The 12035-nt window shown below is 56.1% G+C and carries 12 protein-coding genes; 7 read left to right on the plus strand and 5 right to left on the minus strand.

Annotated features, from left to right (window positions below; all coding sequences use genetic code 11):
• Window positions 1–355 precede the first annotated feature (355 nt).
• A complete protein-coding gene (locus tag BXY66_RS03970) occupies window positions 356–1576 on the minus strand; it encodes a hypothetical protein (RefSeq protein ID WP_132858874.1) in 1221 nt (406 codons plus the stop codon).
• Between the two features lie 222 nt (window positions 1577–1798).
• Here BXY66_RS03970 and BXY66_RS03975 point away from each other — a divergent pair, with 222 nt between their 5' ends.
• Window positions 1799–2269, plus strand: a complete 471-nt coding sequence (locus BXY66_RS03975; RefSeq protein WP_132858875.1) for a MarR family winged helix-turn-helix transcriptional regulator — start codon at window positions 1799–1801, stop codon at window positions 2267–2269.
• A 261-nt stretch (window positions 2270–2530) separates the two neighbouring features.
• On the opposite strand, the gene BXY66_RS03980 is transcribed toward BXY66_RS03975, so the two are convergent.
• The 4 genes from BXY66_RS03980 to zrgA are packed head-to-tail and all read right to left on the minus strand — an operon-like array spanning window position 2531 to window position 5753.
• Complete coding sequence (locus tag BXY66_RS03980; protein WP_132858876.1) at window positions 2531–3043, minus strand: DUF3299 domain-containing protein; 513 nt, start codon at window positions 3041–3043, stop codon at window positions 2531–2533.
• Between the two features lie 22 nt (window positions 3044–3065).
• On the minus strand, window positions 3066–4313 hold the full coding sequence (locus BXY66_RS03985) for an ABC transporter permease (RefSeq protein ID WP_132860329.1): 1248 nt from the start codon (window positions 4311–4313) through the stop codon (window positions 3066–3068).
• A complete protein-coding gene (locus tag BXY66_RS03990) occupies window positions 4313–4990 on the minus strand; it encodes an ABC transporter ATP-binding protein (RefSeq protein WP_243694287.1) in 678 nt (225 codons plus the stop codon). Before BXY66_RS03990 ends, BXY66_RS03985 begins: the two co-directional genes overlap by 1 nt.
• 40 nt (window positions 4991–5030) lie before the next feature.
• Complete coding sequence (gene zrgA / locus BXY66_RS03995; protein WP_132858878.1) at window positions 5031–5753, minus strand: zinc uptake protein ZrgA; 723 nt, start codon at window positions 5751–5753, stop codon at window positions 5031–5033.
• Between the two features lie 288 nt (window positions 5754–6041).
• On the opposite strand from zrgA, the gene BXY66_RS04000 reads away from it, so the two are divergent.
• The 6 genes from BXY66_RS04000 to BXY66_RS04025 all read left to right on the plus strand — a co-directional run bounded on the left by BXY66_RS04000 (window position 6042) and on the right by BXY66_RS04025 (window position 12008).
• Window positions 6042–7775, plus strand: a complete 1734-nt coding sequence (locus BXY66_RS04000; protein ID WP_132858879.1) for an ABC transporter substrate-binding protein — start codon at window positions 6042–6044, stop codon at window positions 7773–7775.
• Between the two features lie 134 nt (window positions 7776–7909).
• Entirely contained in the window at window positions 7910–8965 is a 1056-nt protein-coding gene (locus BXY66_RS04005) for an ABC transporter ATP-binding protein (protein WP_132858880.1), read from the plus strand.
• A 9-nt stretch (window positions 8966–8974) separates the two neighbouring features.
• Window positions 8975–10060: an ABC transporter ATP-binding protein gene (locus BXY66_RS04010; RefSeq protein ID WP_132858881.1), complete on the plus strand. Its 1086-nt coding sequence runs from the start codon at window positions 8975–8977 to the stop codon at window positions 10058–10060.
• A complete protein-coding gene (locus BXY66_RS04015; RefSeq protein ID WP_132858882.1) occupies window positions 10057–10920 on the plus strand; it encodes a carbohydrate ABC transporter permease in 864 nt (287 codons plus the stop codon). Before BXY66_RS04010 ends, BXY66_RS04015 begins: the two co-directional genes overlap by 4 nt.
• A 12-nt stretch (window positions 10921–10932) precedes the next feature.
• Window positions 10933–11730 (plus strand): carbohydrate ABC transporter permease, encoded by a 798-nt coding sequence (locus tag BXY66_RS04020; RefSeq protein ID WP_132858883.1) that lies wholly within the window; start codon window positions 10933–10935, stop codon window positions 11728–11730.
• Entirely contained in the window at window positions 11730–12008 is a 279-nt protein-coding gene (locus BXY66_RS04025) for a DUF2160 domain-containing protein (protein ID WP_132858884.1), read from the plus strand. The genes BXY66_RS04020 and BXY66_RS04025 overlap by 1 nt, the downstream gene beginning before the upstream one ends.
• Window positions 12009–12035 lie beyond the last annotated feature (27 nt).

Below are 12035 nucleotides of genomic sequence, written 5' to 3' on the forward strand. Positions count from 1 at the left end.
CCACGATGCAGCTCTATCCGCGCGAACCAGCCCCATGTGCCGCAATACCTTTTACTTGCAATGCTGGGGATATTGGGCGTTGGCGCTGCGGGTCAATCAGCAACCCTAGGAAGGATTTGAGACGAGGTTCAAGCGCACCGAATTGTCAGTCTTCACTGTGGTGAAGCAGAAATCGAACAGCGCAAATCTATGTGTGACAAATTTCAAATTCTACGAGAGCAAAGCGCACTTAAGAGGCCATCGCCAAGATGGCATTGTAGCCACTGTTGATCGATAGATTTCGGTTCGGCGGACGCGAAAAGAGGTGCCCAAATGAGTGGGCACCTCTGGAAGTTGAGCTTTGCTTGGCAGCCAATTAGGCGACGAAATCCCAATAGCTTTCGATCGCCTGCTCAACGAGATCGCCTGTCAGGACCAACGTGTCGGTGTTACCACCTTTTGTGGCGAGTTCGACCTTGATGAAATCGTCACCCTCTTGTCCCCCGAGAACAACATCCACGTCTTTCGCACCGTCGTTTGAAAGAGCCAGGAACACAAACTCGTCTATCTCCCCAGTGTTGAGTTGGTTTCCGGACGTATTCCCGAGGGACACGGTTTCATCTTCATCAAAATGGACGATGTTCTTGCCACCGCCCCACCACATGGATCCCCCTTCATCTGTGTCCCAGAAGGCGAACTTGGATCGACCGTCACCAGTGTCCATGTTGGTTGTAAACTGATCCGCGAAGCCCCCGATAACAGCCTCTACTTCGCTTCCGGTCAGAACAATGGTGTCGGTTGCTCCGCGAGTGTTGGTAATGCCAATCGAGATGCTGGAGCCATCGTCGTTGAAGTAGGTCAGGCCGTCCAATTCAGCGATGCCGTATTTCTGGTTGAGAGCAGCGTTGACCACAGCGATCATTTCCCCGTCATTCATGAAGGAGCCGCCGTCCAGAAGGTCGCTCATGTCTTCCGTGGAGAAGTTGTTGCGGCCGTGATAGACGGAGTCGTTTTTGTCAGGCCTGTCAAAAACAAAAACCCCAACCTGTTCGGATTTGTCGAAGAGATCAACGTGGGTTGGGCCAGCGCTTCCAAAGGTGGCTGCGTAACCTGACGGGTCTTCCTGTGCCAGCTGCTGCATGGCTTGTGCCACGTAGTCGCCGGAGAATTTCAGGATGTCAGAGCTCCAGCGTCCTTGCACTTCGATCTCAAGCACGTAGTCACCGCTGGCGCGGGACAGACCACCCAAGGTGATGCCTTCATCACCCTCCATAGCCTCTTTTACGAGGGCCACGAAGTCGTCGGCCACATTGCCTTCAGAATCGAAGAGGTCGAGCTTGTTGCGGCTTTCGCCGTCGCCGTTGTTCGCCTCGCCCCAGTTTTCGCGGCCATCGTTGGTTTTTGCGATGCGCTTGAGCACGGAACTTGTATCAAATTCGGGGCGGTTGGTTTTTCCGATGATCTTGAAAGAGCCCGGGCCATCTTCGTCAAAAACGTAGGTTTTGGCGCGGTCACCCGTATCAATAACTCCGGATTGGGACTGGCTGAGGTGCGAGTAGTCTTTCACAGAAAGTGTCGGGTCGAGTCTTTTGTTCATTGTGGTTCCCTCTGAACAATTTGGCAGCAATAAGTCTCAAATTGTGGTTTTATCACGACAATCTTCCTTCAGTTGACAATATTGCAATTGAAACATTATCATCTGAAGGAAAATCTCCCTGATTTCTTCGCGCTTTTGGAGGTTTTTTCTCATTCCCCGTTGCGTAAGCGATTGATTGCTTTAGTGATTTGACCTCGTTAACCAAGTGTGAATTTATGAGCTATGACCAGCGACGAAATGCAGCCAAAACGCGACGTTCGCGATGTTTCGCTCGGCGTTCTTCTCCAGATCGCCGGCCGGGTTATGACCTCGGACCTTGAGAGAATCTCGTCAGACGTAGGTTTGCCAACGGGACACCTGTCGCTGCTTGGCATGGTGTGTCGTTTCCCGGATCAACCGTTAACGACTTACTGCCGGATACTTGTTTTTAATGACGCTACCTTGGGCCGGTATTCCGTGCGTCTGGAGGACGCGAATTACCTTAAGCGCGTCCGCTTGAGCTCCGATGGGCGCGAAGTACGACTTACGCCTACTGAAAAAGGCCATGAGCTGATGAATTTGCTTAGTGAAAGATTGGTTGACGTTGCCGAGCATCGTCGCAGTCGCCTTGGGGATTGTAGCTACCAAGAGCTCGAGCGTCAGCTCAGAGTGTTTCTGGCCGCTTCTGGATGGGAAATGCCAGGCGGGGATTAGTACTAACCCGCCACAAAGTGTCTACAAAAATTACGCGACACGATCATGCGCTCTGGTGGGGGATGTTGAACAGTTGACCGCCGACCGCCGGCAGATCCCGCATTGGCACAGACGGGACGTGCTCAACCCGGCCTCGCTTGTTCGTCTGTTTGGGCAGTAAGGCAAACACCGCGGAAACTGGGTTGCTCGCAGAAAGCTCGTGTGCGAGGCACCAAGTCATACATATGAAATTGACTGGCTATGCGTGGCTGGGAGGCTGCGTCAGCCTTTGTATGCGCGCACTTTGGCGTCCTCGATTGTGTAGCCGATTTCGGCCAGATCGGTGCTTGTGGCTGCGGTGCCGAACACGCCAGTTACCTCCACCGCATCAAACATGTCCACAAGCTCGTAGGGCTTGCGTGCGGTGACCAGAACCAGCTGGTTTGCCGGCGGGGGAGGGACATGGATACAGGCGCCTACAAACGGCGCCAGTATAAAGGTCGTGACACCGGTCGCACTAAAGTCGAGGGGCACGACAAACCCGGGTATCCGCACAGTTTGGCCATTAAACGCTTCTGTTACGCCACCAGCTTCAGCCTGTTCAAAGCCGGTGGACAATTCACCGTGCTGCACGACGCCCAAGCCTCGCAAATCCCGCATGAGGGTTGCCATGTCGCCCGCCGGAATCAAGTCGCTCCAGTCCAGATCCACGGTGTCGCGGGCCCAGGCACCGGACGTCGCCGTGGCCAGGGTGGCCGTCGTTAGAACTCTAAGAAAGTCGCGCCGCGTTTGCATGTCTCTATCCTATGTCTCGGCCTCAGGACCGTACCTGCATTCCGTCCGCCAGCGAGAGAAAATAGGCGCGGACGGCGGGCAGAAGACTAACCAAAGTCCCCGCAACCACAACCGCGGCCAGAACCAGATACTCACGCGTCGTAGGCCAGGTGATCTCGAGATACAGACCAAATGCCGCGTCCACATAGGATCTGGCAACGAACAATCCCGTGTAAAGCAGGGCAACGCCCAGCAGCGTCGCAACCAGACTCATTACGGCAGCTTCGGTCATCAGCAGCGCCAGTACCGTGCGGGGACGCGCGCCAATCGCGCGCAAAAGGGCCATCTCGCGCCGTCGTTCATTCAGACCGGAAAAGATCATTGCCATCATGCCCAGAAGCGCAGTGACGACGACCATGACCGAAACGCCCACGAGCGCGGTTTCAGCGACGCCAATCAAGCTCCAGAGTTCGCTCAGTGCAACGCCGGGCAGAATGGCCAGCAACGGCTCTTCCGGATAGGTGTTCACCCAGCGCTGCAGCCCAAATATCTTTAGCCGCGATTTGACCCCGACAAGCGCCGCTGTGATGGCCTTGGGGGTCAGATCCATCTGCCGCACCTCTTCCGCACTGATCGTGTTCTGGGATCTGCCGCCGCCTTGCCAATCGATATGGATGGCCTCGATGGCCTCAAGGCTTACAAACACTGTGCGATCCACCGGCGTGCCGGTCTTTTCGAGGACACCGGAAACCTTGAATGGCTTGTCATCATGCTCTGTGAACGATGCCAACCCATGCGCGACGACGATCTCGTCGCCGGGAACATAGCCCAGCTCATTGGCAACGTCCGCGCCAACAACTGCCTCAAAAAGGTCGTCAAAACCCACCCCGGAGCCAAACGCGATGTCGCGTCCGCCCCTGTATTTATAGCGGTCAAAAAACGCGGTGCTCGTGCCCAGAACGCGAAACCCGCGGTGGCTGTCTCCTAGAGACAATGGCACGATCCAATCGACCTCGTCTCGGTTGGCAATGTCCTGATAGCTTTGCCACGTCACGTTGTTGGTCGCGTTGCCCACACGGAAAACCGAATATAGCAAGAGCTGCACGCCGCCTGATCTGGCGCCGACGATCAAGTCTGTGCCGGAGATGGTATCGGCAAAACTGGCTTTCGCTCCCGTGCGCACCTTCTCGACACCAAGGAACAGCGCCACCGAAAGTGCGATGGCAAACACCGTCAATCCGACAGTCAGAATGCGGCTTCTCAGCGACTTTATGGCGAGACGGACAAGAATCATGTGCCGCTCCGCGATACCTGCGCGACTTCGGAAAGATCCAACGCTCGGTCAAACCTGTCTGCAAGCCGCGCATCGTGCGAGACCATGATCAAAGAGGCATCAGCCGCCGCTGTCTGCTCCATCAAAAGATCAACAAAGGCCTCCTGAGTGTTGGCATCAAGCGACGAGGTCGGCTCGTCAGCAATTATCAACCGCGGTTTGCCGATCAGAGCCCGCGCCGCCGCCACCCGCTGTTGCTGTCCGATGCTGAGTTCGGTTGTGCGTGCCCTTGTGACAAGCGTTTCCGGCAAACCCAGTGCTTTTGTCAGCCGCAGAGCCTCTGCGGTCTGGTCGCCAGCCTGTTTGGCGCGATTGGGGGCAAACGCGAGCGGAAGAACGATGTTTTCAATTGGTGAGGCGTAGGGCAACAGGTTGAACATCTGAAAGATGACGCCGATGTTTTCTGCCCGAAACCGATCGCGCTGTGCTGGCCGCAGGTCAGACAGCGTTGTGCCGTCGATCTCGATTTTTCCGGATTGTGGCGTCGTGATCCCGCACATCAGGCTAAGCAGAGTGGACTTCCCGCTGCCGCTTTCACCCAACACAAAGAGTTTTTCGCCCGCCGCCACCGTCAAGTCTGGAAGGGCGAGCGAAAACGTCGTTTGTCCGCGCCAAGCGAACGCCACATCGGTCATTTTCACGGCGGCATTCATTGGCGACGAAAAAGTCCTGTGCTCAGTTAAGATCAATCACGGGCGAGTCCCCGCTGACCTCCACTTTACGCGCGCCAGCATCAGACACCAGTTGAACTTCGAGTTCTTCTGCATTTGGGAAAACGCTGAAGTAGGTCATTTCTATTTTGTCTAGTTTCGACGGATCTGAGCACGTCAGAACGTATTCGGCATGGAATTCCGAATGCGAGGCCTCATCGGCATGTTCGTCCTCATGCTCATGGTCATCATGGTCATCATGGTCATCATGGTCATCATGGTCATCATGGTCATCATGGTCGGCATGATCGTCATGCTTTTCATCGCCATGGTCGTCGTGGTCATGCTCGTCGTGATCAGCGTGATCGCCTTGTTTTTCGTCGCCGTGGTCGTCATGCCCGTGGTCGTCGTGCCCGTCGTGATCTTCATCGCCGTGCAATTCCACCGAGGTTTCCGTCACCTCGCATCCGGCTGCTGCGGGCAACGCCATGAGGCCGAGCGGATCGCCCAGTGTTTCCAGCGCAGCCGCAATCGCCGCCTTGTCGGCATCGGATTCGGCTGCATGTTCGAAACCAACGATGTCAAAACCTGGCACTTCAAGTTCTGCTGCCAGCACATTTCCGTCCAAAGCGAGATTCAACGCGCCGTGGCCATGGGCGTGGGCGCCAAGTTCACGCTTTTCTTCGCTCATAGCGGGCAGAGCGGTGAAAATGAGCGTGGTACACAGCAAGACGGATTTGCGGGTCATGATTTATCTCCGGAAGGGGCTAAATGAATTGCAGGAATTGTTATGTTATTCCATTTCTTCTCGCAAGATGTTCGTAGTCCCAAACGGGTGAAATTCGCCCAGGGACGAAGAGGGATGGCGGGCGTTTTGATCGTTTGAGATTTCAGGTATCCGTCATTATATAATTTAAAAACAGTATCTTACTAAAAACTAAAATTTTAGTTTGACAGGAAGCCCCAGCATGTGAAACCTCTATGTCAGTCACGAAACCAGAAGGTTTCTGGCACTATTACAAATGGGAGGAAAGAGATGCGGAAGTATCTTCTCTCCGCAGTTGCGGCGGCGGCCGTGATTGCGGGCGGAGCCGTGCACGCTGATGAAGCGGCGGCCAAGAAATGGATCGACGAGGAATTCCAACCGTCGACTCTGTCCAAAGACGAACAGCTATCGGAAATGCAGTGGTTCATTCAGGCCGCAGCTCCGTTCGCTGGTATGGAAATCAACGTTCTGTCCGAAGGCATTCCGACGCACGGCTACGAATCCGAAGTGCTGACCAAAGCATTTGAGGAAATCACGGGCATTAAGGTTAACCACCAGATTCTCGGCGAAGGCGAAGTTGTGCAGGCGGTGCAGACACAAATGCAGACACGCCGGAACCTCTACGATGGTTATGTGAATGACTCCGATCTGATCGGCACACACTCGCGTCTTCAGCTTGCGTACAACCTGACCGACATGATGGCAGGGGACTGGGCTGCGACCACATCGCCGACGCTCGACCTCGGCGACTTCATGGGCAGCCAGTTCACAACCGGCCCGGACGGTGATCTTTATCAGCTTCCTGATCAGCAGTTCGCAAACCTTTACTGGTTCCGCAAAGACTGGTTCGACCGCGAAGACCTGAAGGCCGCTTTCAAGGAAAAGTACGGCTATGATCTGGGTGTGCCGGTCAACTGGTCCGCTTATGAGGACATCGCCGAGTTCTTCTCCAACGACGTGAAAGAAATCGACGGTACGGCCATCTACGGCCACATGGACTACGGCAAACGTGCGCCTGACCTGGGCTGGCGGATGACCGATGCATGGCTTTCGATGGCCGGTGCAGGTTCCAAGGGTGAGCCGAACGGCGTGCCTATCGACGAATGGGGCATCCGCATGGAAGCCGGATCCTGTAACCCGGCCGGTGCGTCTGTAACGCGCGGTGGTGCAGCAAACGGACCGGCGGCTGTTTACGCGATCCGCAAGTGGGACGAATGGCTGCGCAACTACGCCCCTCCGGGCGCCGCATCCTTCGACTTCTACCAGTCTCTGCCAGCTCTGAGCCAAGGCAACGTGGCCCAGCAGATCTTCTGGTACACGGCCTTTACCGCAGACATGGTGAAGCCTCAGTCCGAAGGCAACAACACTGTTGACGCCGAAGGCAACCCGCTGTGGCGCATGGCACCGAGCCCGCATGGTCCGTACTGGGAAGAAGGCCAGAAGGTTGGCTATCAGGACGTTGGCTCCTGGACATTCCTGAAGTCGACACCGGCAGATCGCGCACAAGCAGCTTGGCTTTATGCCCAGTTCGTGACCTCCAAAACTGTCGACGTCAAGAAATCCCACGTGGGCCTGACCTTCATTCGCGACAGCTCTGTAAACCACGAGAGCTTCACGGAACGCGCGCCGAAACTCGGCGGTCTGGTAGAATTCTACCGCTCGCCTGATCGCGTTGCATGGTCTCCGACCGGCATCAACGTGCCGGACTATCCCAAGCTTGCCCAGATTTGGTGGCAGCAAATCGGTGACGTGAACTCCGGTGCCTTCACTCCGCAGGAAGCGATGGATCGCCTGGCCGAGGAAATGGACATCACCATGGCGCGTATGCAGCGTGCGGACGAAGCCCAGAATGTCTATGGCGGCTGCGGCCCGCGTCTGAACGAAGAGAAAGACGCGGAGTGGTGGTTCGCAAATGGCGGTGCCAAGCCCAAGCTCGACAACGAAAAGCCGCAAGGCAAGACCGTAAACTACGACGAGCTCGTTGCGCGCTGGGCCAACAACTGACCCTGAAATAGGGACACTCCCCAGCGGGGGCGAGGGATCACCTTGCCCCCACTCCCTGGCCCCGGAGCGCAATCTCCGGGGCATCCTCACCACTCACAAGGCGCCGATTGGCGCTCTGGAAAGTCGCGAAAGCAATGACACTCGAACTCAGGAATGTGACCAAGCGCGTCGGTGGCGAACTCCACATAAAGGAGACATCGCTGACCTTGAAGCCGGGCCACTTCAATGTGCTCTTGGGGGCCACCGGCTCTGGCAAGACGTCGCTGATCAAGATGATGGCGGGGCTCGACCCGAGCGCCAGCGGACAGGTGTTCATGGACGGGCAGGATGTGACCCGGCTCAACACCCAAAAGCGCAACATCAGCCTCGTACACCAGTTTTTCATCAACTATCCACACATGACGGTTTTCGACAATATCGCCTCTCCCTTGCGGGTCGCTGGCATGGCGAAATCCGAGATTCAGGGCCGTGTCGAAGAAGCTGCCGACATCCTGCAATTGCGCCCGATGCTGCACCGTCGCCCGCATGAGCTGTCTGGCGGACAACAACAGCGTACCGCCTTGGCACGTGCCATCGCCAAGGAAAGCAAAGCTGTTTTTCTCGATGAACCGCTGGCGAACCTTGATTACAAACTGCGCGAAGAATTGCGCGACCAGTTACCTGAACTTTTTGCCGGCCGCGGCGCGGTGGTGGTTTATGCCACGTCCGAACCTGAAGAAGCGCTGCTGCTCGGCGGGAACACCGCATTGATGGAGGACGGCCGAGTCACACAATTCGGTCCAACTGCGGAAACCTATCGCGCACCGTCCAACCTGCGCTCGGCCGCCGTTTTTTCGGACCCGCCCATCAACATCGCGACCGTCACCAAAACCGGCGACACAGTGCATCTCGGCGATGTCAGCTGGACGGTCATGGACAGCACTCTGGTTGACGGTGATTACACGGTTGCAATCCGTCCCCACCACGTTCTTCCGCTCAGCGATGATGTGCATCACGTGCGGATCCAGGGGCATGTGCAGGTGACCGAACTCAGCGGTTCCGAAAGCAGTGCACATTTCGACATGGGGCAGGGCAGTTGGGTGTCACTCAGCCACGGCGTCCATCCCTATGAGGTCGGCGAGGCGCACGACTTTTACCTTGATCCCACGGCGTGCTTCTATTTCACGCCTGACGGCCAACGCGCGGCATAAGGCAAAGACATGGCCAAAATAACACTCTCCAACCTCAAGCACAGCTATCTTGCCGAACCCAGAGACCGGTCGGAATACGCGCTCAAGGAAATCGATCTCGACTGGAATGATGGCGGCGCCTACGCGCTTCTTGGGCCGTCCGGTTGCGGCAAATCTACGTTGCTCAATATCATCTCGGGCCTGTTGGTCCCGTCTGAAGGCAAGATATTGTTCGATGATCAGGACGTGACCCATCTGCCGCCTGACAAGCGCAACATCGCGCAGGTTTTTCAGTTCCCTGTGATCTACGACACCATGACGGTTTACGACAACTTAGCCTTCCCCTTGCGCAATCGCGGGCGTGGCGAAGACATCGTGAAGTCTCGCGTCACAGCTATCGCCGAAATGCTCGAGGTCACGGATATGCTTGACCAGAAAGCCGCCGGTCTAAGCCCCGATAACAAACAGAAAATCTCTATGGGCCGCGGTTTGGTACGCGAGGACGTGAATGTGGTGATGTTTGACGAACCACTCACAGTGATCGACCCGCATCTCAAGTGGAAACTGCGCTCCAAACTCAAGGAACTGCACCAGCGTGTAAACGCCACGATGATCTATGTGACCCACGACCAGACAGAAGCGTTGACTTTCGCGGATCAGGTGGTGGTCATGCAGGAAGGCGAAGTTGTTCAGATCGGCACGCCGGTGGACCTGTTCGAACGACCTGCCCACACGTTTGTCGGTCACTTCATCGGATCGCCAGGAATGAACGTACTACCGTGCTCTGTCAAAGACCGGCAAGCGTTGTTCAACGGAGCGCCCGTTCTGCTGGAAGGTGCCGTGCCGGACGACGTTTCCGGGCAGTTGGAAATCGGTGTGCGCCCTGAGTACGTCGCTCTCGGAAGCTCCGGCATTCCCGCCACTGTCACCAAAGTGTCCGACGTGGGCCGCCACATGGTTGTCGAATGTGATGCCGGCGGGAACCGCGTCAACGCCATAATCAAGGCACCCGCGCCCGAGAAAGGTGCCTCGGTGCATCTCAAATTCCTGCAAGCCCAGACCCGCCTCTATGTGGATGGTTGGCTGGCCACTCAGCCAGAGGAGGTCTCGGCATGAAGACCGAAAACCAAAAGGCATGGTTCTTTGTCTTGCCCGTCTTGCTGCTTGTCGCATTCAACGCACTCATTCCGATGATGACGGTGGTGAACTATTCGTTTCAGGAAACTTTCGGCGACAACGTGTTTTTCTGGCAAGGCGTTGACTGGTTTGAACAAATTCTGCGCTCTGACCGGTTCCATGCCGCATTGGGCCGCCAGTTCATGTTCACCGCGCTTATTCTTGTCATCGAGGTCCCGCTGGGCATTGCCATTGCGCTGTCGATGCCGCGCAAGGGTTTCTGGGTGCCGGTTTGTCTCGTGCTGATGGCGCTTCCGATGCTGATCCCGTGGAACGTAGTTGGCGCAATGTGGAATATTTTCACGCTGCCGGACATCGGACTTCTTGGGTATTTCCTGAACCACGTATTAGGCATCAACTACGACATGACGCAAGATCCGCTGGCGGCTTGGGTGACGATCATCACAATGGATGTCTGGCACTGGACTTCGCTGGTTGTCCTGCTCTCCTATGCCGGTCTCGTGTCGATCCCGGATGCCTACTATCAGGCCGCCAAAATCGACGGCGCGTCGAACTGGAGCGTGTTCCGCTTCATCCAGTTGCCCAAGATGAAAACTGTCCTCACCATCGCGATCCTTCTGCGGTTTATGGACAGTTTCAACATCTACACCGAACCGTTTGTCCTAACAGGCGGCGGGCCGGGCAACTCGACGACACTTCTGTCTATCGATCTGGTGAAAATCGCGCTTGGTCAGTTTGACCTCGGTCCTGCCGCCGCAATGAGCCTGATCTATTTCGCAATCACTCTGTTGGTCAGCTGGCTGTTTTACACGCTGATGACCAAAGACGATCTGAACTAAGGGAGGGACCAGATGCAGAAACGATCCATCGTCCCCATCGTTTACATCCTTTTTCTGATGTTGCCGATCTACTGGCTCGTGGCGATGAGCTTCAAGACGACCAACGAAATCCTTGCCGGCTTCTCGCTCTTTCCACAAACCTTCACACTGGAAAACTACAAGACGATCTTCACTGATCCGTCTTGGTACTGGGGCTATATCAATTCGATCATCTATGTGTCGTTGAACACCGTGATCTCGGTCGCCGTCGCGCTTCCAGCAGCCTATGCCTTCAGCCGCTACCGGTTTTTGGGCGACAAACAGCTGTTCTTTTGGCTGCTGACCAACCGGATGGCGCCGGCCGCCGTTTTCGCCCTGCCGTTCTTTCAGCTTTATTCGGCCGTTGGTCTTTTTGACACGCATCTCGCCGTGGCTCTGGCGCATTGCCTGTTCAATATCCCCCTCGCGGTGTGGATCTTGGAAGGTTTCATGGGAGGCGTGCCGAAAGAGTTGGATGAGACCGCCTTTGTGGATGGCTATTCCTTCCCGCGTTTCTTCGCCACGATCTTCATTCCCGCAATCAAGGCAGGCGTCGGCGTCGCCGCGTTCTTCTGCTTCATGTTCTCGTGGGTAGAGTTGCTCTTGGCCAAGACCCTGACCGCAGTAGCAGCCAAGCCCATTGCGGCAACGATGACCAAAACGGCCTCCAGCGCAGGCTATGAACTCGGATTGCTGGCCGCGGCGGGTACGTTGACCATCATTCCGGGAGCTATCGTGATCTACTTTGTTCGGAATTACATCGCGAAGGGTTTCGCGATGGGGAGAGTGTGATGTTGAGTTGGATGGCCTGGACCTGGCCCACGGCGCTGTTTTTCATCGCCTTGTTCGCCACAATCGGTCTGTTGATCGCTCTGGAAATCCGCAATCCCGGTGGCGATGCCCGCAAAGGCGTGCTCGGGCTTACCACCACGCGGGGCGACAGGCTGTTCATCAGCCTGCTTGGGTCAGCCTATATTTTCCTGGCGTGGCTGGGGATCATGGGCACGCCGTTGTGGGCACCTTTGGCGTTGGCAATCTGCTGGGGCGCATTCTGTTTCTGGAAGGTGTGAGGGGCGTTCTCTCACATCTTCTAATTT

The sequence above is a fragment of the Shimia isoporae genome (assembly GCF_004346865.1).
Taxonomy (GTDB): domain Bacteria; phylum Pseudomonadota; class Alphaproteobacteria; order Rhodobacterales; family Rhodobacteraceae; genus Shimia; species Shimia isoporae.

Excerpts from the sequence above, each read along its gene's own strand:
- BXY66_RS04005 (WP_132858880.1), top strand. The coding sequence starts at position 7,910 with ATGACACTCGAACTCAGGAATGTGACCAAGCGCGTCGGTGGCGAACTC.
- BXY66_RS04020 (WP_132858883.1), top strand. The coding sequence starts at position 10,933 with ATGCAGAAACGATCCATCGTCCCCATCGTTTACATCCTTTTTCTGATG.
- BXY66_RS03990 (WP_243694287.1), bottom strand. The coding sequence starts at position 4,990 with ATGACCGATGTGGCGTTCGCTTGGCGCGGACAAACGACGTTTTCGCTC.
- BXY66_RS03975 (WP_132858875.1), top strand. The coding sequence starts at position 1,799 with ATGACCAGCGACGAAATGCAGCCAAAACGCGACGTTCGCGATGTTTCG.
- zrgA (WP_132858878.1), bottom strand. The coding sequence starts at position 5,753 with ATGACCCGCAAATCCGTCTTGCTGTGTACCACGCTCATTTTCACCGCT.
- BXY66_RS03980 (WP_132858876.1), bottom strand. The coding sequence starts at position 3,043 with ATGCAAACGCGGCGCGACTTTCTTAGAGTTCTAACGACGGCCACCCTG.
- BXY66_RS03970 (WP_132858874.1), bottom strand. The coding sequence starts at position 1,576 with ATGAACAAAAGACTCGACCCGACACTTTCTGTGAAAGACTACTCGCAC.
- BXY66_RS04010 (WP_132858881.1), top strand. The coding sequence starts at position 8,975 with ATGGCCAAAATAACACTCTCCAACCTCAAGCACAGCTATCTTGCCGAA.
- BXY66_RS04000 (WP_132858879.1), top strand. The coding sequence starts at position 6,042 with ATGCGGAAGTATCTTCTCTCCGCAGTTGCGGCGGCGGCCGTGATTGCG.
- BXY66_RS04025 (WP_132858884.1), top strand. The coding sequence starts at position 11,730 with ATGTTGAGTTGGATGGCCTGGACCTGGCCCACGGCGCTGTTTTTCATC.
- BXY66_RS04015 (WP_132858882.1), top strand. The coding sequence starts at position 10,057 with ATGAAGACCGAAAACCAAAAGGCATGGTTCTTTGTCTTGCCCGTCTTG.